This is a genomic window from Pseudoalteromonas aurantia (assembly GCF_005886875.1).
Taxonomy (GTDB): domain Bacteria; phylum Pseudomonadota; class Gammaproteobacteria; order Enterobacterales; family Alteromonadaceae; genus Pseudoalteromonas; species Pseudoalteromonas aurantia_A.
In genome coordinates this window covers 1-22,645 of the sequence record NZ_PNBY01000049.1, presented here as the reverse complement: position 1 = coordinate 22,645, position 22,645 = coordinate 1, and the positions used below count along the sequence as shown (strand labels likewise).

The following is a 22,645-nucleotide window of genomic DNA, read 5'->3' as shown; positions in this document are numbered from 1 at the left end:
TATTTGCAAATCAATTTCTGCGTCCCCATCGTCTAGAGGCCTAGGACACCGCCCTTTCACGGCGGTAACAGGGGTTCGAATCCCCTTGGGGACGCCACTTTACTTAGGTAGAGTACGTTAAACTCATATGGTGCGAGTTAAAATAGCCAGTCCTAGTGACACAGATTTTATTCTGCAATTAAGAATAAGGCCATTGCCTCACAGGCTCGGTCTCATCTAATGCAGAAATAGCAAATAAATATTTGCAAATCAATTTCTGCGTCCCCATCGTCTAGAGGCCTAGGACACCGCCCTTTCACGGCGGTAACAGGGGTTCGAATCCCCTTGGGGACGCCATTTCTTTACATTCTTCAGTTCTAAAATATTTTAATCCTATTAATTTAAATTTTTTTCGTTAAATCTTTAATTTTCTGCTAGTTTTAATAATGCGCGTGCTTTTTTCTTGTATGATAAATAACCGAAATCGTTTTTGCTTTGATTAATAGCAAGGTTTGGATGACTGTTCTATCCTCCAAGTTTAAGTAATGATTTATTATTGTTTTTTAATCGTTAGAGTGAAGATTATGACTACAGGAAGATCAGACTATACTAACCGGGAATATGATTACCCCAATACATATAACCTATTATCTACTACGAATACGAATGGGCAGATTAAGTATGCAAATAAACAGTTTTGTGAAGTTGCAGGGTTTGATCTCAAAGATTTAGAAGGTAAACCACATAATATAGTGCGTCACCCAACGATGCCAAAGGCAGCTTTTAAAAACCTTTGGGACTTTATTGGGTCAGGCAAGCCTTGGATGGGGTTAGTTAAAAACCGTTGTAAAAATGGAGACCACTACTGGGTAAACGCATATGTCACACCAATAGCTGATAAAACAGGAAAAACGGTAGAGTACCAATCGGTTCGCACGAAACCAGATCGAGATGTTGTTGCCAGAACTGAAAAAATATACGAACAGTTGAATAATGGGACATCACCAGAGTCGATAGCAAAGCAGTCGTGGTCATTGTCGAGCCAAATGATAGCCATTATTATCGGCTTTTATATCCTCACTATGTTTTTAACTTCTGTGGCATCGCCTTGGTCATATATTTTACAAACCGTATTGGTGATTGGTGTCGTCACACTAACATACTCTCGATTAGCGCCGGTAAGGAGGCTCAGTGAAAAAGCCAAAAAAATTTACGATAACCCAATGATGCAAAAAATTTACCTTGATCGTGTGAATGATATAAGTGCGATTGAGTTAGCGTTTTTAGCTCGAGAATCAGAACTCAGAGCAGTACTCGGTCGGGTAAAAGACTCAAGCAGTACGGTGACAGAGCATGCTGATGAAACTGTGGCTGAGTGCAATCGTAGCGCTGATTTGTTAAATAGTCAGCAAGCGCAAACGAGTTCGTTAGCAACGGCCATTAATGAAATGACGGCAACCATCGCTGAAATTGCTAATAATACGACCAATGCAGCGTCTCAATCTGAGTCAGCATTAGAGTCAGTAAAGGCGGGTAGTGTTGCAGTCAATGAGAATATGGAAAACAATTATGAGTTATCAGAAGAGTTGTCTAAAACACAAAAGGATATTGAAGATCTCAATGCTCAAACGGTGAATATTGGTGGGGTTGTTGATGTGATCCGTGGAATATCAGAGCAGACTAATTTGCTTGCGCTAAATGCGGCAATAGAAGCCGCAAGGGCAGGGGAACAAGGCCGAGGGTTTGCGGTAGTCGCTGATGAAGTAAGAGCACTTGCGCAACGTACACAAGAGTCAACAAAAGAAATCGACAGTATTATTGCCGATTTGCGTCAGCGCGCAGAGCGCGCGGTAGGTGCGATTCAAAATGGTGTTGATAAATCAGGTAAGTGTGTAACCAAAGCTGAAGGAACTAAAGAGAGCTTAGACAGTATAAACTCGTTGGTGAATGAAATATCGAGCCTTAACTACCAAATAGCATCATCCACCGAAGAAATGTCTGGAGTATCAAACGAGCTTAATAATAACGCGGTGACGATTTCTCAGTTGGCAAATGATTCGTTAGAAAGTTCGGATAGAACCTTAAAAACCATGTCTAACACACTGACTTCTTTGGTCGATCAAGAAAGTCTTGTGGATCAGTTTATGGTTAAGCTTGTTAAATAAGGGAGCGCTAGGGAAGCTAAGTTGATGACAATGACCACGTCAGTTTACTTCCCATTTGTGATGCTCTAAAAAATTAACGCTAATACTTTGGTAGCGCTTTTACGTAGGCCTCTATATTCTAAAAGCCGAGTGATATTGCGATGAAAAGGGGCAATATTAGCCTCTATTATGCTCAGACGTATAATCAACTCTCGGACCTGACGGTACCACTTGAGTTGGGTTTATAGTCTTATGGCTATAATAATAATGGCGTTTAATATGATAAAAATCGACAGTATTTGCGATCTCGGGGTGTTGATATAATGCCCTGATATAATTAGAAATATGGTGGAATTGCTCTAGCTGACGTTGATTGCATTTAAAATGACCAAAGTACACCGAGTCAAAGCGGATCAAAGTGGTAAATAAGCGCCAATCGGCTTCAGTGAGGCGCTCACCTACTAAATAACGCTGTGTTGACAATCGTAATTCGATTTTATCAAGGGCTGAAAATAAAGCGTTGTAAGCCTGTTCATAGGTAGTTTGAGTCGTCGCAAACCCGGTTTTGTACACCCCATCATTAATGTTGTGATAAACAAAGTCGTTCATTTCGTCAATTTCTTGCTGTTCTTCTTCAGGGTAAAAGTTCAGTGTATTACCTGTAATGTGATTAAATACGTCGTTAAACATACGGATAATTTCCGAAGATTCATTACTGACAATACAATTTAGGTGTTTATCCCATAGAACAGGGACGGTTACTCTGCCACTATATGTCGATGAGTGTTTGGTATAAATTTGATGCATATATTCAGCATCAAATAAGAGATCTCCACTACTTTGGCTCGCAGTGTCAAAAGTCCACCCATTCTCTAACATATCAGGACTAACCACAGAAATAGAAATGTGGTCTTTTAAACTCTTTAGAGCTCTAAAAATAAGGGTTCTATGTGCCCACGGGCACGCGAGTGAAACATATAAGTGGTAACGATTAGATTCAGCTTTAAACCCACCTCTGCCTGTAGGTCCCGCTTCACCTTGTACGGTGATCCAGTTACGAAGTTGAGCGCTCTCTCGTTGAAACTTTCCTTTAGTTACTGCTGTGTCATACCATTGCTTATGCCAAGTGCCATCTATTAATAAACCCATAATCTTATCCTCTTCTATTTTTAAATATGGGCTGTATTAAGGCAACTCAAAGACTAATGCAGTAATATCGCTGCGACTTTCATTGTAGAAAGTCAATGTTTCTTCATGCGTTATTTGGGCGCCATCACCTGCAGATAACTCGGTGTTATTGATGTGAACTGTTCCCATTATTTGATGTACATATATGTTATTTCCCTGGCTTTGATTAAACTGAAATGTTTCACCAGCCCCTATGATGAGCTGATGCAGCTTTGCCTCTTGAGTGATTTTGAGTGTGTTATTTTCTCCCATAGAGGTTGCAATGGTGGTTAATCCAAGTGCTTTACCAAAGCTCTTTTGTTGATAACTCGGTTTTGAACCAACTGTATTGGGTTCAATCCAGATTTGAAGAAAGCGTAAAGGGTGATGTTTCGATGCGTTATATTCACTATGAAATACCCCTTTACCCGCCGACATTATCTGAAACTCTCCCGCCTGCAAGGTTTGAATATTGCCCGTGCTGTCTTTGTGTTCGATAGAGCCTTCGAGCACGTAACTGATAATTTCCATATTTCGGTGGCCATGAGTATCAAAGCCTGCGCCTGGGGCTACTATATCGTCATTGATCACTCGAAGTGATGAAAAACTTAAGTGTTTTGGGTCGTAGTAGTGGCCAAATGAAAAGCTGTGTTTGCTGTTGAGCCAGCCAAAGTTGGCTTGACCTCTATCTTGTGACTTTCTTAATATGAGCATTTTACTCTCCTAAGTACGGGTAAAATAAAGTGTGGTTAAGCTAACTTTTTTGCCAAATAGTTATCTACTGCAAGCTTACCGCTCCCCGCGGCAACAAGAGACACGCTCGCGGCTAATAGTGCCAATGCAAACTCATATCCATTATTTGACATAAACAAACCATTGCTGAAGTGGACAGAGAAAATAGCCACAATCATCGTGATAGCGAGCACAGCAGCCGCAGGTCTCGTTAATAACCCTAATAAAATAAATAATCCCCCGAAGAACTCCCCGCTACCTGCTAACACCGCCATTAAAAACCCAGGTGCGAGGCCAATTGATTCCATCCATCCGGCCGTACCTTCTAAGCCGTAACCACCAAACCATGCAAATAATTTTTGCGCACCATGGGCCATAAAAATAATACCAATGGGTATACGTAATAATAATGCAGAGTAGTTTGCATGAGAGGTTGTCACCGTTTTAAGTAATGTTTTCATCTTTAATTCTCACTATATTTCAATTTGTATTATCGCTATTGAAGCGCCTGACTTACTTGTTGAAATCAAGTATAGGTGTGATAGTTTCTATAAAAAATCGAAACATTTTGAATGCTTAGTTCAAATTATTTGAATATAGGTTTCTGGAGGACGTTATGCATCAAGCTATCACCATTGAAGCGCTAAAGGCGCTTGATGCGATTGATAAAAAAGGCAGTTTTGCCGCCGCAGCTCAGTCGCTTTACAAAGTGCCATCGGCCTTAACTTACACCATTAAAAAATTAGAAGAGGATATTGGTACTGCATTATTTGACCGTTCTAAACAACGAGCATTGTTAACCCCAGCAGGAAAGTTGGTTTTGGCACATGGTCGCGAAATATTGTATGCCACCAATAAAATGGTTGATGCTGTTGCTTTACTGGAGTCTGGGTGGGAGAGAGAGTTACGTATTGCCCGTGACACGATTGTACCTCAGTATACCTTATTAGAGCTATTGGCTGAGTTTGCTCGGTTACCACAAAGTGTTGATATCACATTAAGTGAAGAAGCGCTAGGCGGTGGGTGGGATGCACTGCATAGTAAACGGGCTGATATTGTCATCGGTGCATCAGGTGAGTTGCCTAAAGGCATGTTTAATACCCATAAAATTTATGACGTAAGCTTTATTTTTGCTGTGGCACCTGATCACCCATTGGCAAGTATTAACGAAGTGATAGATGTAGAGCATTTAAGGTTATACCCGTCAATTGTGGTTGCCGATACATCGCAAATATTACCCACTCGGGAAACCGGCTTTTTTAACAGTAAGCAGGTTATTCGGGTAAATAATATGAATGCCAAGTTAGTGGCGCAGCGACAGGGCATTGGCGTTGGTTTTTTGCCGCAATATCTCGCTGCACCGTATTTAAAAGATGGCTCTTTGATACAAAAAGAATGCGCGATCCCTAGACCTAACCAAGATCTATTTATTGCATGGAATAAGGGGCAGCAAGGGAAAGCGTTAAGTTGGTTTATCGACAAACTATGTAATGTTACCTGGCGGTTTTAAATTGGCTAAATAACCTCAGCTCTAGATAAGCGAATTTGCCCAATAAAGCTATATTTCTCACTCTCGACGTTGCTTTTATGCAGTAATAGCGAGCTATTACTGCATAAAAGCGCCTTGATATTGAGCAAAATATCATCATTGGATTGTAGTTAAGTTTGTTTTCAAAACATTTTCTATTCCAAAACCCTTATCCAAACCTGAGGTAAAACAACATCTTCACTTGCAGCGCTAAAGTAAAAGTTGAACAACTCATAGAAGCAAGAAACATGAGGGGGTTTATTAGCATGATAGCGGTGGATAAAATAAAAATGCTACGCTTGTCCTGTAATTTCGGGGAGGAACTGTACGAAGTTGTGTTTAAAAGTATGCGTTAGCTGCCCGGATAAGATTTTTTTCTTAATAATTGAGTGTGGTAATAGCGCTATCCCCATATCTTGTTCCACCATATCGACTAAAGTGACTAAGATGTTTGTAAATATAGTGTGCGGCAACACATGTTCAATTGCTTTGCCATTTTCGAAGAGCTTGATGCGACCACTTTGCCACGGGGTAGCGATCAGCTTGTGGTTTCCTTTAATTAAGTCTTGTAAAGAGCTTATGTCTGCATGTTGCTTAATATTCGCTTAGATTACTAGGCCACACATTAAGCACCGTGATGAAAGCATGCTCAAAGAGAACGAAAATAGAACAGCAAATACAGTCACTAATCGCTTGTTAGAATTGATACGCGGTCGATGCGGGTATCAATCACATTTTTAAGCCAGTCAAATGATAAACACGATAGACGCCAAGATGGCAGGCGTACTTTGAATTAAAGCTATCTAAAGCTATTTATCGCTAATATTTTATGAGTGATAAAAGACTATAGTGTTGATCTGTCCATTTTATTTGGGAGTCAGCAGCACGTTTAGGCTGAATTGGCTCGTAATTAGAGCCGAAAGAAGCTAAAAATGGTAAATCGCTAGTTAGCACTACCCAATCAGAACCGAAGCTAGTTTTTAGTTGCCCTATTTTTTTGAATTTAATTAATCCTTTTTCGAATTGTTGGCTATGAGCCTGTAAGATCGGCATTAAATTTATGTGACTATTGGATATATGAATGATTAACAAGCCATCTTTCTTTAAACTTTGCCAGTACAGTTTGAATGCTTCTTGAGTGAGTAAATGAGCTGGAATAACATCGCTGGAAAATGCATCGATAATTAATGCATCAAAAAGTGGTTCGAGGTTTTCTCTTCTGTTTTTTATAGCAATACGACCATCGTTAATAATGACCTCAATATCTCCCTTTGCATTATTTAAATAAGAAAAGTACTTTTTTGCCATGTCATAAACTGCTGGATTTAATTCATAAAAGCTAATTTTATCATCTGGACGAGCGTAACTAGCTAATACGCCGGCACCTAGACCTATAACTCCTATATTTAGAGCACCTTTTTGCTTCAAATAGGTGAGTGAGGTTGATATGCCACTATCTTCTTGATAATAAGAAGCTTTTTTATCTTGTTTATTTACCAGTGGCTGTGAACCATGTACCGTTGTCCCGTCAATTAGTCTCCGTTCGGTAATATCGTTTGTATCAATATCTTTGACAGAGATATAACCATAAAAGTTTCTTTTGCTGGCAATATCGTACTGACTAAAGCTGTTTTCTAAATTGAAGTACCCAAGCACAAAAATACCAATAACGATTGTCCAACCAGCATAAACTTGGGGTGGCATTGGCTTCGTCGTTTTGGTACTTCCACTCCAGATGTACAATAACAGCACGAACAATAACCCAAGTGCATATTCAGTTATTCGCGAAAAGAGCATAGGTGCTAACAAAGCTGTAAAAATACTCCCTAATGCACCACCTAATGAAATAGCAACGTAGAATAAGGTCATACTGCCACTATTTGGGGCATATGTGCGTAACTCCCCATGGCATACAAGACAACAAGTTAATAATACCAAACTGAATATCGTTAACTGGGAGATCGTATTAAATTGGCTGCCAATAAAATACATCATCAAGCCGGCGACAATGGCAAGTAATAAAAATGGCAATAAAAAAGAACGTTTATAGGCATTTTTTGATGAAAATGAATATGTATAACTCAATAGATAAATAATTAAAGGTAATATCCACACAAGTGGCATAGGTGGAATATTAGTACTTATCATTTGAGTCGTGGCAGTGAGCATAATCGTGCCAGTAGCTGATAGAGCAATCCATAACCATGCATGTTTTAAAGGTGCATCATTCTGTCTCAATACATTATTGGTTTTTGCACTGGTTGATATTGATTTTCTTATTAATATCAATAGTATAATTTTTAAAGAGATAAACCCAGTAAAAGCCAATGACCAATAATGTTTTTGATCGGGTACTGGAAAATGTATCTCTACAAATAATGGGTAACTTATTAACGCAACAAGAGAACCAAGGTTTGACAGTGAGTACCAGTGATAAGGAACATCATGGTTTGATGTTTTAAAATACCATTGTTGCAGTAATACACTTGTCGAAGCTAACAAGAAAAATGCCAAGCCTACCTGATGTATTAAAATTAGCACCACTTTATACGGTGGTGAAAAACTTTCAGCTATTCCAGAGGGGGCTTCATTGAGTGTAAGGAGTACTGAAAGGCATAGTATTGATGCATGAATTAAAAACTGTGAATCAAGTTTTAATTTACTCAATTGGTGGGCATATAAGTATCCCAAAAATAGAATGGACTGAAAGAAAAGCATACTTGCTGCCCACACGGAAGCACTACCACCGAATAACGGCAGCAGTTCCTTTGTTAGCATAGGCTGTATTTGAAACAATAAAAATGCACTGCAAAAGGTAATTATTAAAAACAAAGTAAGTTTCATGTCTTGTAGTGTTAATATGTTTTAGGTACTGAGAGCTTCCTAAAGCGAGAGGTGGAAGGCAATGAAATATGGTTTATCAATTTCTTAAGAAAATTTTAATGCATGATTTTTATATTTATTTTTTGAGGGAATAATGAAAAGGTTCAAAATTGGAGAGTTTGATGTTGATGTCAGCCGCTGTCGGATTTCATCTGGCGAATATGAAATTTTTTTAGAACCTAAAGTGATGGATGTACTTTATTATCTGTTTCGTTACAAAGGAGAAGTTGTTAGCCAGGAGCAAATATTTACCTCTGTTTGGCCATCATCTACGTTTAACCCGAGTTCAGTTCAACGTTGCATTGCTTTACTGAGGAAGGCACTAAAGGAAGATTCTAAATGTGCTAAATTTTTGGTTACACATCCTAAACGAGGTTACTGTTTGGAATTACCAAATAACATAATTGAAAAACGAAGGGGTACGCCTTGCGCCTATGTATTAATTGGGGTGGTTATCCTTGGCATTTGGATATTATTTGCACCTCAGTCAATAAAAACGGATTTTTCTAAGCTACTTCCCGTTACATCGCATGAAGCCAATGAAACATTCTTATCCCTGTCACCAAATGGTAAACATTTAGCTTTCGTACGTGGTGAGGATCTGAATCAAAATATTTGGCTTAGGGAGTTAGATTCTGGGCAAGAGGCTCAGCTAACTCACAGAAGTTCTGTTTATTATAGTTTGGGATGGAACCCTGAAGGGACAGCTCTGGCGTATATGGAGAATAAAAGAGGGCGGCGAGTTATGTCTTATATGGCGTTAGATTTAATCAAATTAGCGTCGAAAAAAACAACTTATTTACGAGAGTTTTCAATTTTTGATGTTATTAGTGGAAAGCTACAATGGCACAGTAGTAATAAAATTTATTTCGTCGAGATAAACCAAGAAAATAATGATACATGGATGTCTGCTATCGATTTAATAAGCGGTGAAAAGCAGCAGTTACTGAATGCAAAAGGTCAAGACTGGATGAAATCGCTTGCACTTTCGCCAGATGAAACCCACATAGTGTTAGGCTATGAAATGGGATTAAATCGGTATAGAGTCGATTTAATTAATACCAAGACACTTAGTATGTCTAATTTAGTTCAAGTTGAGGATAGCATTCAGGGGCTCAGTTGGCACCCAAGTGGAGAGTCTGTGCTGATCAGTAATCGTACTAAACTACAGCTAGTTGATATGCAGGGAGAGCTGTCTGTTATTGACTTTAATAATTACAAGTTTATTCGTGATGCCCAGTTTAATCCAACGGGCTCTGAAATTTTTATGGAGCTACGTAATGTCGATGTGGATATATTGCGTAAGACTAAGGCAGCGCCAAAAGAGTTTGAAACCTTAGTTGATACCTCTTCTTTGGATTTTTTACCCATTTTCTCTCCTGACGACAAACGTTTTGTTTTTGAATCCCACCGAGCAGGATTAAAGCAACTTTATATCTATGAAAATGGACAACAAAGGATGGTTTTTTCTAACCCTAACAATGAAGAATTGTTCGGAGTAGTATGGACACCTGATAGCACTGAGGTTATTACTGCTAGTAAAGACAAGTTATTTAAAGTGAATGTGAAGTCGGCAACTTTTGAGGAGTTTTCGCATAGCCATCAGCCGTTTAGTTTACGCCAACATTTTCATAATGAGAGTGCTGTACTTATTTCGTATAGAGCCGATGATGGTGTTACGTTTCACCTCGCAAAATTAGATTTAAAGACGTTGGACTTAGTAACCTATCAAACAGAAGGAGAAAGATTAGTGTGCTACTCTATGGCACTAGATCCTAAAGACCAAATTTATTTTTCTAACAGTAATAATGTGTTTCGTATAAGTAGTAACCTTAAGCAGGAGCATGTGTGGTCAGCAATAGATGAGCATATAAGTGGACTAAGGGTTACAGATAACACATTGACTTTAAGATTAGATCAAGAAAATACTTTTAAGCTCGTCACCATCAATATGGAGAGTGGTATTTCTGATGTTATCCATAGAGGTACAGAGAATGGCGATATGTTGATCAATACCTCACACGACGAACAACAGTTTTTATATTTAAGTAAGCCAGAAAGAACAAGTAACTTAGTAAGACTGCAATAATTGCAGTCTTACTAAGTTAACTTTTTAAACTCACATAAATCTTCAATGAGGCAAGAACTACACTTAGGTTTACGAGCGGTGCATACGTAGCTTCCATACAGAATAAGCCAGTGATGCCCATCGACCTCAACCACATTTTACCCATGACAAATTTAGTACGGTTGGAAACGCGGTTGATGTGTGGGTCGATCGCTATGGTTGGTTAGCCAAAAAAACCAAGAAAGATGGTAAAGTTCACCATTACGGTAGCCTCTAGTATTACAGACGTTAGTCTCAATGAGTACCTTATGACTTCATTTAGTTGTATTCGCTTTCGTTCTTTTTTCGGTTCATCACTTTCATAGGGATATTAATGAAACTGCTATTTAACCACTCTACCTTAAGTGGTATCGCACCATCTGCATTACTTTCATCACTCACATCTTTGCCTGTACCAAAATTAATTTGCGCCATTTCATTTTTATTGACATTCAAAGCAACGACTAATCGGCTGCCTTTTTTAAATAACTTACCAGTCATACGAGTATCTTTAAAAGGAATGGTTTCTACTTTATGAGGGGTGAGTAACTGTCTATTACTGGGATCTTTCGCATAACTAGCTCGGCCAATATAATAAAAAAGTTCAAAGTACTTTCCATCAGGCGTTAATTCGTAAAACGTCATACCCAAATCAAAGTCTTTTTTATTAATTTTTACTTTTATTTCACCAGAAAAACTACCGTGTACCGAGGTGTCTTGTGCAAACGGTAAGCTCGCAAAGGTAAAGCCTGTTGGATCAATGAGTCGATCTTTGATAATTGGCCAATAATAAGATTCGGTATTAGTACTTGTTGTTCGATCCGCTAAATCAACAACTTGCTTCAATGAGTCTACTTTGCTGCTAATTTTTTTAGTTAATAGGTAAGTACCTTTGTATTTCTCAGTACTCAAATAAAAGCGTTGATAGTCACTATTTAGCTCAGTTAATGAATTCGCATGCTGCCAAGAGTTGTCTCCCATCAGTTGATAGTTAACTTTACTTTTAAGTAAATCAGGCTTTTTTTTACCTTTTAAGACATAGTCAAACCATTGAAATGCAAGTTCAGTTCGATCTAACTCTGCAACGGAATCTTTCAGGTAACCATTAATTGTTTTCGATTTACTAAAAAAGTGGTTGTAGGGGCCGATAATCCAGTAATGCTCAGCATTTTTATTATGTTTCAAATGTTGATTTAAATAATACAATGCGGATATGTGACCATCATCGTAATAGCCATTAATAGATAAAATTGGTATGTTTATCTTACTGTATTCATTTCCTCTTGGCCCCATATTCAGCCAAAAGTCATCATGAGATGGATGATTTAAAAACTTTTGTAATAAAGGGTTGGGGGTTCCTTCAATTTTATCAATGTCACGATATGAACGGCCGCTCAAATACCAGTCATTAATAGCTTTATTCCAATAGTCTCTATTGTTATTTACTTTCTTATCTAGTGTTTTGTTATTCATTACATAAAACGGCCACTGATAATTAGGGGTAATAAAAATATTATTTTCCATCGGCAAGCCTTGCATAGGGTTGTTGGCAACAGAAGGCACAATAGTTTTTAAAGCTGGATGCATATATTTAGTTGCGGCCCATTGGGTAAATCCCAAATAACTGCCACCATACATAGCAACACGTCCGTCACTAAAGTCTTGCTTACTTATCCAGTCAATTACGTCATTGATATCTTTTGCATCATGTTCATACGGAATAATTTGGTCAGGACTTAGACGCTTACCTCTGGTGTCAACAACAATGCCAATATAACCATGCTTAGCAGCATTTATCGCTGTTTTTACATGCTCCTTTACATCAGTGTAAATATGAAACTGTAACGCTGTTGGTTGAGGCTTTTTCATGGTTTTGGGCAGAACAATAACGGCAGAAAGTGTTGTACCACTAGATGTTTTTATCAATACATCAGTATTGATAACGAAATCTTTACTATGAGTTACTTTGTTACTTTGGAGTAATGCTGTCCCGTATATTGTTTGCGTGAAAATAGCCATAAAGCAGTATAGGCTCAAGTAGATTAATTTTTTTAATATCATTATGTACTCAACGTGTTTTTAGAGAGCGCTGAACAATATCTAAAACATGCAATACAGTAGTGATTTACCGATGATTAATGATGATTAGTTGTGATCAAGGTATAATCTGCTTTAACAACTAACCTAAGATATTGTGTGAATGACTGATATAATCTATAAAATCAATGGTATATTTTTTTCAGAGGTAAAGCAGACACTTACTTTCGAAAAACATACCATTGAGCTTGAAGTTAGAGAATCAGAGGTTTTAGCCTATTTCTGCAAGCATGCCAATCAACAGATCACTCGAGGTGAGTTAATTGATAACGTATGGCATGGACAAATTGTTACTGATAATGCAGTAAACCGGGTCATTACTAAGCTAAGAAAAGCACTCGGTGACGACGCCAAAAAATCAACATTCATTAAAACTTTACCGCGTATAGGCTACAAGTTTATTGCCAATACAAGTTTATTTGAACCACATAAACTTAAAAGTGCTGACTTAAGTAAACCGTCATTTCAATGGAAATTAACCATTTTCTTTCTGCTAATAGCCATGACTTATTTAGTCTTTATGTCGAACACGTCAGAGGTTAAACCGCTAAAAGTTGTTTCAGCATTAACGCGAGATGCAGGGTTAGAAAGTGACGCGGTTATATCTCCTAATGGTCGTTTTTTAAGTTACAGCAGCCGAAATAAGGGATGGGAAAAACTTATTCTGAAGAATACTGCAACAGGTGCTATTTTTCAGTTAAGTGATAACGCGGGCGATGCGAGTTCAGCGACCTGGTCAGCAGATAGCACTAATCTTATCTATATGTATAATAATCATTCGGTTTGCCAAATTAAACGAGTGTTTCTATTAGGTAATACAATAAGCAGGGAAGAGGTTATACATAATTGTCCAATTGGCAGCTTTGGGCGAGTAGCATATAACCATAACAATTCGAAAATTGTCTACAGTGAAAGAAGAACGCCTGAGCATCCTTATTTATTATACGTAATGGACCTTCATAGTGGTTATAAAAAACAGTTAAATCAACCACCTCCTTTCAATGCCGGGCACATTTTTTTTGACCTACATCCGACTGAAGATAAATTACTACTCTCTACCCCCGACGAGCAGCAATGGCATGCTTTTTACTTGTTGGATTTAGAAGAAAGTATTTCTACTTATTTATTTAAAAAAGACGAATACATTTGCTGCGCAATTTTCAATCATTCAGGTAATAAAATTGTGGTAATGGGCCCTTACCCTAACCAAAGTTTGGTTGAGATGGACCTTGCTGGTAATAACACGAAAAAAATCATAAATACGACTCACCTTATCAGTCCAGTTAGTCGTATACACAACAATAGTGACTATATCTATAGTGGTAGCCAGCTTAACTTCGATATCAGTTTTTATGAAGAAAAGTTAAAAAGCAGTGTAGCAATTATTGATTCTTCAGTTGTTGATCGATTACCCGATATTTCAAGTGATAATAAACAGCTAGCCTATATATCGAGAGAGGCGAATACGTCGCAAGTTTGGCTTTACAACGTTAATAACAATTCTAAAAGGCAAATATCTCAGTTTACAGATCACCAGCACTATCAAGATCTACAATTTTCGCCAGATAATAAAAAATTAAGCTTGTTAATGTCTTATGGCATAAAGCTGTTAAATATAGGTACTAAAGAAACTAAATTAGTAAAAATTCCACTACAAGTGGCTCGGGGGATGTCATGGTTTGATGAAACTACTTTAGCTTTTAGCCTAAGGGTTGAAGGAAAATGGCGAGTTCACCATTATTCTATTCTGACTGAAGAGATTACTTTGATTGACGAAGATTGGGCATACATTAAATACAGTAAAAATCCAAAAGAAATAGCGTTTATATCTCAAAATAACGAGCTTTATATTAATAACATTCATATGAATTCGGCAACGTTTACTATGATTGACTACATCGGTGTGTTTAATTTTCAAGTTAAAGGTGAGCACCTGTATTACCTCGATGATTCATCCAACTCATTGAGTGTTATTAAAATGAATTTAACAAATAAACAACAAGAACTATTGTTAGAAAATGTATCCCCTACTAAATTAACGATTGTGGAAAATGGGATTTATTATACTCATATAAAAAGTCATAGCAGTGATATATTTAGAACGTTTGATCAAGATTAAACAATAAAAATAGTTCACGCTAAAGCGCAGTTATATTGTATGTAATTTTCTATCGTGATTGAAAGCCACTATGACCATTCGGGGGGCTTTTTCTACTGTCAGTAACAAGGCTGATTGAAGAGTCTAAATAGCTTAAGCACTCATTAAAGTTAATGTCTGAGTTCGTATCGCAGCAGACAGAAGTTACTCTGTCTTATCTTTAAACTCATACAGATCCTCAATGGGGCTAGAATAACCCTTAGGCTTAAGAGCAGCTCAGGCGCAGGTTTACCTAGCGATACTTAAAAGAATGAGTCGATCCTGCGAGTATGGGGTTCAATGAGTGAAGCGGGTGAACATAATGTGTTTGTTTTTATAATATCAGAGAGAGTAATTTAGCACTTTTTTAAGTGCCAAATTAGCATGAGCCATAATTTAAAAGCTCAATAGACGATGAAGCGACTACTCAATAGTTAAACTTTGTCTTTTAACGATAAAATCAAAAGTCATTTCGGATAAGTTTTTTCCATCAACGATTGCATCCCAAGCACCATGGCCAGCGTCTTCTAAGGCAACAAGCTCGTTGTGGATCCCTAAAGAATCATAGATCTCTTTTAATTCGGTTGCTTCGGAGTATGGTGTAGATGGATTCATATCTTTAGTACCATGCGCCAAAAACAACTCTGGGTCATTATTATCATATAAACTCAATCCATATACGTCTTCGAAAAGTTCTATTTTTACATTAGAACCCCAGAAATAAACCATGCTGTTTACTTTATAGGTCTGTTCTAAGTTGGTTGTTGAAAGTGTAGGGTCGTCTGAAATTGAAACTTCATCTCTAAAATCTTCAATATTTGATATGCCTAATGCAACAGTAGTAATCGCACCCGCTGAAGCTCCACCAACAGTGATGTAATCGGTATTGATATTATAAGTGTCTTTGTTTGCGACAATCCATCGAAGTGCGGCTTTTGCATCTCTTTGAGCCATATACATAGCAATAGCTTGTTCAAACTGTTTTATTGTTTCGACACCTTGTAGAGCGTGTTGGATCCATTCCAGTGGTGCAAGGCCTTTATAGCGAGACAATAGCGCCTCTTGAGATGAACCGGGTATGGTTATTAACTCTTCAGCTGTTCTATAATCGATAGAAATAAAAACCCAACCTCTTGAAGCATAATAGCCTGCCATATCTATAATCTCAGGTTTGGTTTTTGTACCACCAGTAAATCCACCACCATGGATAAACATAAAAACAGGTCTATCAGTAGAATCATTTCCAGGGTAATAGACATCTAATTTTAGTGGGATTGCAACAGATGTTGAGCTTGCTTCATTATGGCTAAGCCCATCTGCATAGGTAATATCTTCATCTACTAGGGTTAGGTAAGTTGATTGAGCATTCACTGCTGGGGTGTCATTATCGGGTACCGGTTCAAGAGAAATGGGCGAAGACGCAATAGAGTCGTTGCTTTCACCGCCACACCCATTTACTAGAGTGAAAAATATGACGTGGCATACCAAGAGTAAACCTTTGTTAAACATAAAAGCCTCACCTAATTCTGATTGAATTAAGTTTAGTCCACATTACTAAGTGTGTATTGGGTTTTAAAAGTTATTTACAAAACTTTACGAGATTTTTTATGCCAGTGATTACTGGAGTGATAATGCAAATTAGTAATAAGGGCTAATCAGCCTTGTCTTTAAACTCACACAAATCTTCAATGAGGAAAGCACCACACTTAGGCTTACGAGCGGTACACACATAACGGCCATGTAAAATAAGCCAGTGGTGCACGTCGACTTTAAACTCAGCAGGTACAACTTTCTCACGCTTTGTTCGACCTCACCCACATTTTTACCCATGGCAAATTCAGTACAGCTGAAAACGCGGTCGATGTGAGTGTCCACGGCTATAGTCGGCCAACCCATAGATAGCCATAGTAGATAGTGCTTTCTTTGGGATAAGTTATTCTCATTTTTACTTAAAGATGACTTACTAGGGTCAGCTTTATAGCAATTATCATTAAGATAACTCCTGCTATTTTATCAATTTTTTGCTTTTGTCGATTGAAGCTAGGTAATATATTTTGCTGAGATAGGATTAAGGTAACACTGGTGTACCAAACAAAATGCGCCAATACAATTATTAGTCCATAGCTTACTTCCATGACTAATGGAGTATCTACCGAAACTACTTGAGTGAAAATGCTCATAAAGAAGATAGATGTTTTTGGATTTAATATGTTACATGCAAAACCAGTACGTAACGCTTTAAAGGTAGACATTTGAGTTGTTTGGTTACTTTGGTCATTACTTAATTTTTTTGGTGTTGTTAATAACTGCCAAGCTAGATAAATAAGATATGCACTACCTAAATATTTAATTGCCAAAAATAACCACGCCGAATTTGCAATGATGACTGCTAATCCTGCAATTGAATAGCTAGCATGAATACAAACCGATAAAGACATCCCTATGCTCATATATAAACCTGCTAAACGACCATTAGATATGCTGGTACGTGTAACCATTATAAAATCAGCTCCGGGTAACATCGCCATAAATATAGCAATTGTGCTAACCGCAGTAATTTCTGCTATGTAAGTATTTATTAATAACTCCACATCAACCTCTAATAATTTACGCTTGCGCAGTTCAACACATTTATTAATTGGCAGATATGTTAATATGTGCGTTAATTATAACAATATATGTATTTGTAATAGGACTTGTTCTTGATGGACACAAATAAATTGATGCCTTTATTGTCTGATATGGCGATTTTTGTCACTGTAATAGAGCAGGGAAATTTTAGTAAAGCGGCTAAAAAACTGGGAGTTACCCCATCTGCTGTGAGCCGTCAAATAAGTAGATTAGAAGATGCGCTAGGGATCAAATTATTAGAGCGTACAACACGGCAACTGGCGTTAACAGAATCAGGGAATTTGACGTTTGATTACTGCAAGCAAATGGTTGAGTCTGCAGAGCATGCGGTTAATGCCAGTTGCTCTGCAACATCGTCGGTTAGCGGCTTATTGAGGGTAGCTGTGCCAAGATCATTGGCAAACAAGGTACTTCGACCAATATTCACTGAATTTTTAAAACGTTATCCTGAGATTAAATTACATTTAAAAGTAACCGATCGTATTTTAGATCCCATCCATGATGGTGTAGATTTTTTGATCCATATTAATGACAGTCCTATTTAAGCTTTGGTCAATGTTAATATTGGTTATGTGAAACAGGTGTTATGCGCAAGTCCTGACTTTTTAGAAAAACATTCATTACCAGCACACCCCGATGAATTAAAACATTTACCTTGTATTTGTTTAGGTGAAAATGTGACGGACAGTCGTTGGCGATTTAGCAAAAAAAAACAACAACTGACGGTGCAAGTGTCTGGAACGTACCTTCTTAATCATAGTGACATGCGAAAAGATGCGATTGTGCAGGGATTTGGTATTGGTCCTTTACCAGATTATCTTGCTCAACAAGGAATTGAAAAAGGGACATTAATACCGCTACTTCAAGATTGGAAGATGCAAGGTAATTATCAGGGAGGTATTTGCTTACAGTTTGTGCAGAGTAAATACATGCCCAATAAAAACCGTGCATTTATCGATTTTATGAAACAAATGTCGCTTATGATTTAGCTTAATTCACATATGCTGGTAATGCTCAGTCTTCGACTTGCTTCATTTAATCTGTTTTATCTTTAAATTCACACAAGTCTTCGATAATACAAGCACCACATTTAGATTTACGAGCGGTACACACGTAACGGCCATGTAAAATAAGCCAGTGGTGCACGTCGACTTTAAACTCAGCAGGTACAACTTTCTCAAGCTTTTTTTTCAACTTCAACCACGTTTTTACCCATGGCGAACTTAGTAAGGTTATAAACGCGGTCGATGTGAGTGTCTACAGCGATAGTAGGCCAGCTGTGCATCGCATTATTACTCAAAGTAAACCTACTTCTTCCCTTTAGATTGTGAACTTAACACTTCATTAATAAAGCTTTTACGGCCATATTGTTTGGTGATTATACACTTGTTTAAGTCAAAGCCTCTGGCTGGACAGTATTCTCTGCCATAATAAATAATTTGAAGATGCAGGTCGTTCCATCGCTCCTTTGGAAATAGTCGTTTACCATCTCGCTCTGTTTGTTCAACACTCTTGCCATTCGATAATCCCCAGCGATACATTAACCGGTGAATATGTGTATCAACAGGGAAGGCTGGTACGTTAAATGCTTGAGCCATAACAACAGATGCTGTTTTGTGGCCTACACTGGGCATCGCCTCAAGATCCTTGAAGTTCTGTGGCACTTCACCTTTATGCTGGTTAATGATCATCTCTGAAAGATGCCAGATACCTTTTGACTTCATCGGCGATAAACCACAGGGTTTGATGATTTCTTTGATTTCCTCAATGCTCATTTTAACCATGTCATAAGGGTTGTCAGCTTGTGCAAAAAGTTTAGGCGTAATTTGGTTTACTCGCTCATCAGTGCATTGTGCTGACAATAAAACAGCAATCAATAAAGTGTATGGGTCTTTATGATCTAGTGGGATTGGAACTTCGGGGTACAGCTCATCAAGGATGTTGATAATAGCCTGTACTTTTTCCTTCTTACTTATAGACGTGCTCATGCAGCTAACCTCAGATGATGTCTACTTTTATTATCTTTTAGCCAGCCAAACGCGGTATTTAGCACCACATTAGCTGTTTTTCGGCCTACACCAGGGAGTACCTCAAGTACTTCACGGTTTTCAGGCACAATGGAGTTATGCTGTTCGACCAATATATGACACATTTTATAGACATTATTGGCCTTTGAGTTAAATAAGCCAATGGTTTTTATATAACCCCTTAACCCTTCGAGACCAAGAACAATGATCTGTTGTGGGGTATTGGCAACAGGAAAGAGCTTTCGAGTTGCTTTATTTACGCCTACATCGGTCGCTTGTGCTGAGAGTGTGACGGCCACTAACAGCTCAAAAGGAAAGGAGTACTCTAACTCGGTTTCAGGGTGTGGATTGTCATCCCTTAACAGAGTCAGAATTTCATAACGTTTTACTTTATTCATGGCGGTAGTACTTACTTGTTACGTTAAATTGGTTACTCGAGCTCTTGGTGCTTTCTCTGGCGTATCAACGGTTACTGCTTTCGCTTTTATTTGCTCATCAATGACATTTTTACCTGCGATCAGCAGGCCTAACCCCAAAAATGCACCTGGTGGTAAAATTGCCACTAAAAACTGGCTATCAAATGTGAATAACTCAATACGTAAAAGGGTTGCCCATTCCCCAAGCAGTAAATTTGCACCATCAAATAATGTCCCTTGGCCAAGTACTTCTCGCATTGCCCCCAATACAAGTAATACCATGGCGAAGCCAAGGCCCATCATAATGCCGTCCCATGCTGAGAGTAAGGCGTTATTTTTAGAAGCAAACGCTTCGGCGCGTCCAATGATGGCACAATTAGTAACGATGAGCGGTATGAAAATACCAAGTGATTGATACAGCCCAAAAGTATAGGCATTCATAAGCAGTTGTATAATGGTGACGAATGCGGCAATGATCATGACAAACACTGGGATCCGGATCTCTTTTGGCACCCATTCTCGTACCAATGATACAGTAACATTAGATCCCACAAGAACCAATAATGTAGCAATACCTAACCCCAGAGCATTGGTTACAGTACTACTTACTGCAAGCAGCGGGCACAATCCAAGTAATTGAACAAGCGCGGGGTTATTGCCCCATACTCCTTCTTTCATTAAAGTTTTTAATTGACTCATCGGGTTGCTCCACAGGCATTGTCAGCTTCGAATAATTCATCAAAATGTTGAATTGCATACCAGGTTGCTTCTTTGACTGAGTCGACGACAGCACGAGGGGTGATAGTCGCGCCAGTAAACTGATCAAATTGACCACCATCTTTTTTAACGGCAAAGTCGGCATCATCTTTCGTCTTGACTGTTAAACCATTGAATGTTGTAACCCAGTCTGATCTAGCTAATTCAACTTTATCTCCCAGCCCCGGAGTTTCTTCATGGCGCGTTATTCTCACACCAGAAATGCTCTCATCACGCATGACGGCAGTCAGTATATCAATATTACCGCTATAACCGCGTGGCGTGATATGCCTGATAAGTAAGGCCGTTGGTTGATTATTCATCATGGCACGGTAAATCGTGTGCGGCCCTTTAGGGCCTAACTCTGGTGCATTACTTAGTACACAGTCTTTATACAGTACATTATCGTAGTTGCTTTGTGGCAGTACTTGATTGAGCTGTTTTACTAAATTTTGTTGCTCTTGTTCTGCGATCCGTTCAGCGGTAATCGTTTGGATCAGTGCCACACTGCCGGTTGTAGCCAATGCAAATGCAGTGAGGATCAAGCCATTCTTATACATAGATTGCACGATCATTTCTTTGCTCCATGTCCGTACGTACGGGGCTGAGTGTAATGCTCAATTAAAGGAACCGCCATATTCATTAATAACACGGCAAATGCGACTGCATCAGGGTAACCACCGAAATGGCGTATCAGGTATATTAATAACCCAATTGCTGCGCCAAAAATGAGTCGACCTTTATTGGTAGTGCATGCAGAAACAGGATCTGTCGCGATAAAAAATGCCCCAAGCATGGTCGCACCACTAAATAAATGAAACATAGAACCGGCTTGCGTACCTGGGCTTACTATGTAGCCAATTGCACTACATATGGCGAGTGTAGCTATAAGTGAAACAGGAATGTGCCAGTTAATAACCTTGGTTTTAATTAAGTAAATACCACCTAGTAAGTAAGCGACGTTAACCCATTGCCAACCAATGCCTGCATAATCAGAAAACTGTGCGCCTTTCATTGCTTCAGATACAGTGAAACTCTGGCTCACGGCGGTTTTAACAGCATCTAACGGCGTTGCCATGGTAGTGCCATCAATACTGGTACGGACATTGTCTAAGGTTAACCCTGCGCTGTTTGTTTGAGTAAATATCAAAGATAATTGGTCTGCGAGGGCAATGGGTGCTCCAAGAAGCTGTTCTACGGGTATCCAGCTCGTCATTTGTACTGGGAAAGAAATAAGCAGTAAAACATAAGCCCCCATAGCAGGGTTAAATATGTTGAAGCCTAATCCGCCATATAGCTGTTTCACTATACCGATGGCAAAAACAATACCAATAACGGTGATCCACCATGGTGCGAGAGGGGGAATACTGATGGCAAGTAGCACCGCGGTAAGCCAAGCGCTTCCATCGTTTAACGTGGATAAAATAGGTTTTTTGCGTAACTTTAAGACAATAGCTTCAACCAAAGTTGCTGTAACTAACGCAATAATGAGCTGAATTAGTACTCCAAACCCAAAGAAATAAGCTTGAGTAAGTATGCCTGGAATACAAGCACATATCACAGTGACCATTAATGTGCTCACTGATTTTTGGCTGTGATTGTGTGGTGATGAGGCCATGGTTAATTTCATGACGGGTCATTTCCTTCTTGTTCTTTAAGCTTTTTCTTGGCTTTTGCCCGTGCAATGGCGGCAGCTACAGCGGCTTTACGTGGGTCAACGTCGGTCTCCGAATTTACTGGCTCGGCAGTGTCTAATTCCGGTTTAGATTCAGACTCAGGGCTAGTTGTATGTGACGCTTCATCGCTGCCATGTGCTTGCGCAAGCTTGGCCGCTTTCTTGGCTTTTGCCCGTGCAATGGCGGCAGCAACAGCCGCTTTTCGTGGGTCAACGTCGGCCTCGGCATTTACTGGCTCGGCAGTGTCTAATTCAGGCTTCGATTCAGATTCAGCGTTGACTTCATGTGGCGCTTCATCGCTGCTTTGTGCTTGCGCAAGCTTGGCCGCTTTTTTGGCTTTTGCCCGTGCAATGGCGGCGGCAACA

Annotated in this window: 15 protein-coding genes, 2 tRNA genes and 6 pseudogenes; 7 read left to right on the top strand and 16 right to left on the bottom strand. The window is 38.8% G+C overall.

Features of this window, described 5'->3' with window-relative positions:
• The first annotated feature begins 21 nt into the window (after positions 1-21).
• The 3 genes from CWC18_RS10905 to CWC18_RS10895 all read left to right on the top strand — a co-directional run bounded on the left by CWC18_RS10905 (position 22) and on the right by CWC18_RS10895 (position 2,144).
• Positions 22-97: transfer RNA gene (locus tag CWC18_RS10905), tRNA-Glu, on the top strand.
• A 163-nt stretch (positions 98-260) separates the two neighbouring features.
• Positions 261-336 (top strand) — tRNA-Glu (locus CWC18_RS10900).
• Positions 337-563: 227 nt separating this feature from the next.
• The gene (locus CWC18_RS10895) at positions 564-2,144 is read left to right on the top strand and encodes a methyl-accepting chemotaxis protein (protein WP_138593429.1); all 1,581 of its coding nucleotides are present in this window, start codon (positions 564-566) and stop codon (positions 2,142-2,144) included.
• 156 nt (positions 2,145-2,300) lie between these two features.
• Here the strand turns inward: CWC18_RS10895 and CWC18_RS10890 are convergent, their stop codons facing one another.
• The 3 genes from CWC18_RS10890 to CWC18_RS10880 are packed head-to-tail and all read right to left on the bottom strand — an operon-like array spanning position 2,301 to position 4,483.
• A complete protein-coding gene (locus CWC18_RS10890) occupies positions 2,301-3,272 on the bottom strand; it encodes a glutathione S-transferase family protein (protein WP_138675249.1) in 972 nt (323 codons plus the stop codon).
• 36 nt (positions 3,273-3,308) lie between these two features.
• Complete coding sequence (locus tag CWC18_RS10885; protein ID WP_138593425.1) at positions 3,309-4,004, bottom strand: pirin family protein; 696 nt, start codon at positions 4,002-4,004, stop codon at positions 3,309-3,311.
• A 35-nt stretch (positions 4,005-4,039) separates the two neighbouring features.
• Positions 4,040-4,483 carry a DoxX family protein gene (locus CWC18_RS10880; RefSeq protein ID WP_138593423.1) on the bottom strand — a complete coding sequence of 148 codons (444 nt, stop codon included), beginning with the start codon at positions 4,481-4,483 and terminating at the stop codon, positions 4,040-4,042.
• Between the two features lie 155 nt (positions 4,484-4,638).
• Between CWC18_RS10880 and CWC18_RS10875 the strand changes: the two genes are divergently transcribed.
• A complete protein-coding gene (locus tag CWC18_RS10875) occupies positions 4,639-5,532 on the top strand; it encodes a LysR family transcriptional regulator (RefSeq protein WP_138593421.1) in 894 nt (297 codons plus the stop codon).
• A gap of 837 nt (positions 5,533-6,369) precedes the next feature.
• Here CWC18_RS10875 and CWC18_RS10870 read toward each other — a convergent pair.
• Positions 6,370-8,217: a spermidine synthase gene (locus tag CWC18_RS10870; RefSeq protein WP_249930103.1), complete on the bottom strand. Its 1,848-nt coding sequence runs from the start codon at positions 8,215-8,217 to the stop codon at positions 6,370-6,372.
• Between the two features lie 310 nt (positions 8,218-8,527).
• Between CWC18_RS10870 and CWC18_RS10865 the strand changes: the two genes are divergently transcribed.
• A complete protein-coding gene (locus CWC18_RS10865; RefSeq protein ID WP_138593417.1) occupies positions 8,528-10,522 on the top strand; it encodes a winged helix-turn-helix domain-containing protein in 1,995 nt (664 codons plus the stop codon).
• 11 nt (positions 10,523-10,533) lie between these two features.
• Here CWC18_RS10865 and CWC18_RS21505 read toward each other — a convergent pair.
• Both CWC18_RS21505 and CWC18_RS10855 read right to left on the bottom strand, forming a co-directional pair.
• Positions 10,534-10,724, bottom strand: a pseudogene (locus tag CWC18_RS21505) (endonuclease III); the annotation flags it as partial.
• Positions 10,725-10,819: 95 nt separating this feature from the next.
• Positions 10,820-12,601 carry a CocE/NonD family hydrolase gene (locus CWC18_RS10855; RefSeq protein WP_138593413.1) on the bottom strand — a complete coding sequence of 594 codons (1,782 nt, stop codon included), beginning with the start codon at positions 12,599-12,601 and terminating at the stop codon, positions 10,820-10,822.
• Between the two features lie 139 nt (positions 12,602-12,740).
• Here CWC18_RS10855 and CWC18_RS10850 point away from each other — a divergent pair, with 139 nt between their 5' ends.
• Positions 12,741-14,756: a winged helix-turn-helix domain-containing protein gene (locus CWC18_RS10850; protein WP_138675247.1), complete on the top strand. Its 2,016-nt coding sequence runs from the start codon at positions 12,741-12,743 to the stop codon at positions 14,754-14,756.
• 441 nt (positions 14,757-15,197) lie between these two features.
• Here CWC18_RS10850 and CWC18_RS10845 read toward each other — a convergent pair whose 3' ends face one another.
• The 3 genes and pseudogenes from CWC18_RS10845 to CWC18_RS10835 form a co-directional block, all read right to left on the bottom strand.
• Positions 15,198-16,283, bottom strand: a complete 1,086-nt coding sequence (locus tag CWC18_RS10845) for an alpha/beta hydrolase (protein WP_138593410.1) — start codon at positions 16,281-16,283, stop codon at positions 15,198-15,200.
• 142 nt (positions 16,284-16,425) lie between these two features.
• Positions 16,426-16,673 (bottom strand): annotated as a pseudogene (locus tag CWC18_RS10840) (endonuclease III); the annotation flags it as partial.
• 50 nt (positions 16,674-16,723) lie between these two features.
• The gene (locus CWC18_RS10835) at positions 16,724-17,365 is read right to left on the bottom strand and encodes a LysE family translocator (protein WP_138675246.1); all 642 of its coding nucleotides are present in this window, start codon (positions 17,363-17,365) and stop codon (positions 16,724-16,726) included.
• A gap of 114 nt (positions 17,366-17,479) precedes the next feature.
• Here CWC18_RS10835 and CWC18_RS10830 point away from each other — a divergent pair.
• Positions 17,480-18,394, top strand: a pseudogene (locus CWC18_RS10830) (LysR substrate-binding domain-containing protein).
• Between the two features lie 46 nt (positions 18,395-18,440).
• On the opposite strand, the pseudogene CWC18_RS10825 reads toward CWC18_RS10830, so the two are convergent.
• From CWC18_RS10825 to CWC18_RS21020, 7 genes and pseudogenes are all read right to left on the bottom strand, one after another.
• Positions 18,441-18,687 (bottom strand): annotated as a pseudogene (locus CWC18_RS10825) (endonuclease III); the annotation flags it as partial.
• Between the two features lie 25 nt (positions 18,688-18,712).
• Positions 18,713-19,393, bottom strand: a complete 681-nt coding sequence (gene nth, locus CWC18_RS10820) for an endonuclease III (protein ID WP_171041086.1) — start codon at positions 19,391-19,393, stop codon at positions 18,713-18,715.
• A gap of 41 nt (positions 19,394-19,434) precedes the next feature.
• Positions 19,435-19,830 (bottom strand): annotated as a pseudogene (locus CWC18_RS10815) (endonuclease III); the annotation flags it as partial.
• Between the two features lie 18 nt (positions 19,831-19,848).
• Positions 19,849-20,547, bottom strand: a complete 699-nt coding sequence (locus tag CWC18_RS10810; protein ID WP_138593366.1) for an electron transport complex subunit E — start codon at positions 20,545-20,547, stop codon at positions 19,849-19,851.
• Positions 20,544-21,179 carry an electron transport complex subunit RsxG gene (gene rsxG, locus CWC18_RS10805; RefSeq protein ID WP_138593368.1) on the bottom strand — a complete coding sequence of 212 codons (636 nt, stop codon included), beginning with the start codon at positions 21,177-21,179 and terminating at the stop codon, positions 20,544-20,546. Before rsxG ends, CWC18_RS10810 begins: the two co-directional genes overlap by 4 nt.
• Positions 21,176-22,234 (bottom strand): electron transport complex subunit RsxD, encoded by a 1,059-nt coding sequence (gene rsxD, locus CWC18_RS10800; RefSeq protein ID WP_138593370.1) that lies wholly within the window; start codon positions 22,232-22,234, stop codon positions 21,176-21,178. Before rsxD ends, rsxG begins: the two co-directional genes overlap by 4 nt.
• A pseudogene (locus CWC18_RS21020) lies at positions 22,231-22,645 on the bottom strand (electron transport complex subunit RsxC); the annotation flags it as partial. The gene rsxD and the pseudogene CWC18_RS21020, both read right to left, overlap by 4 nt.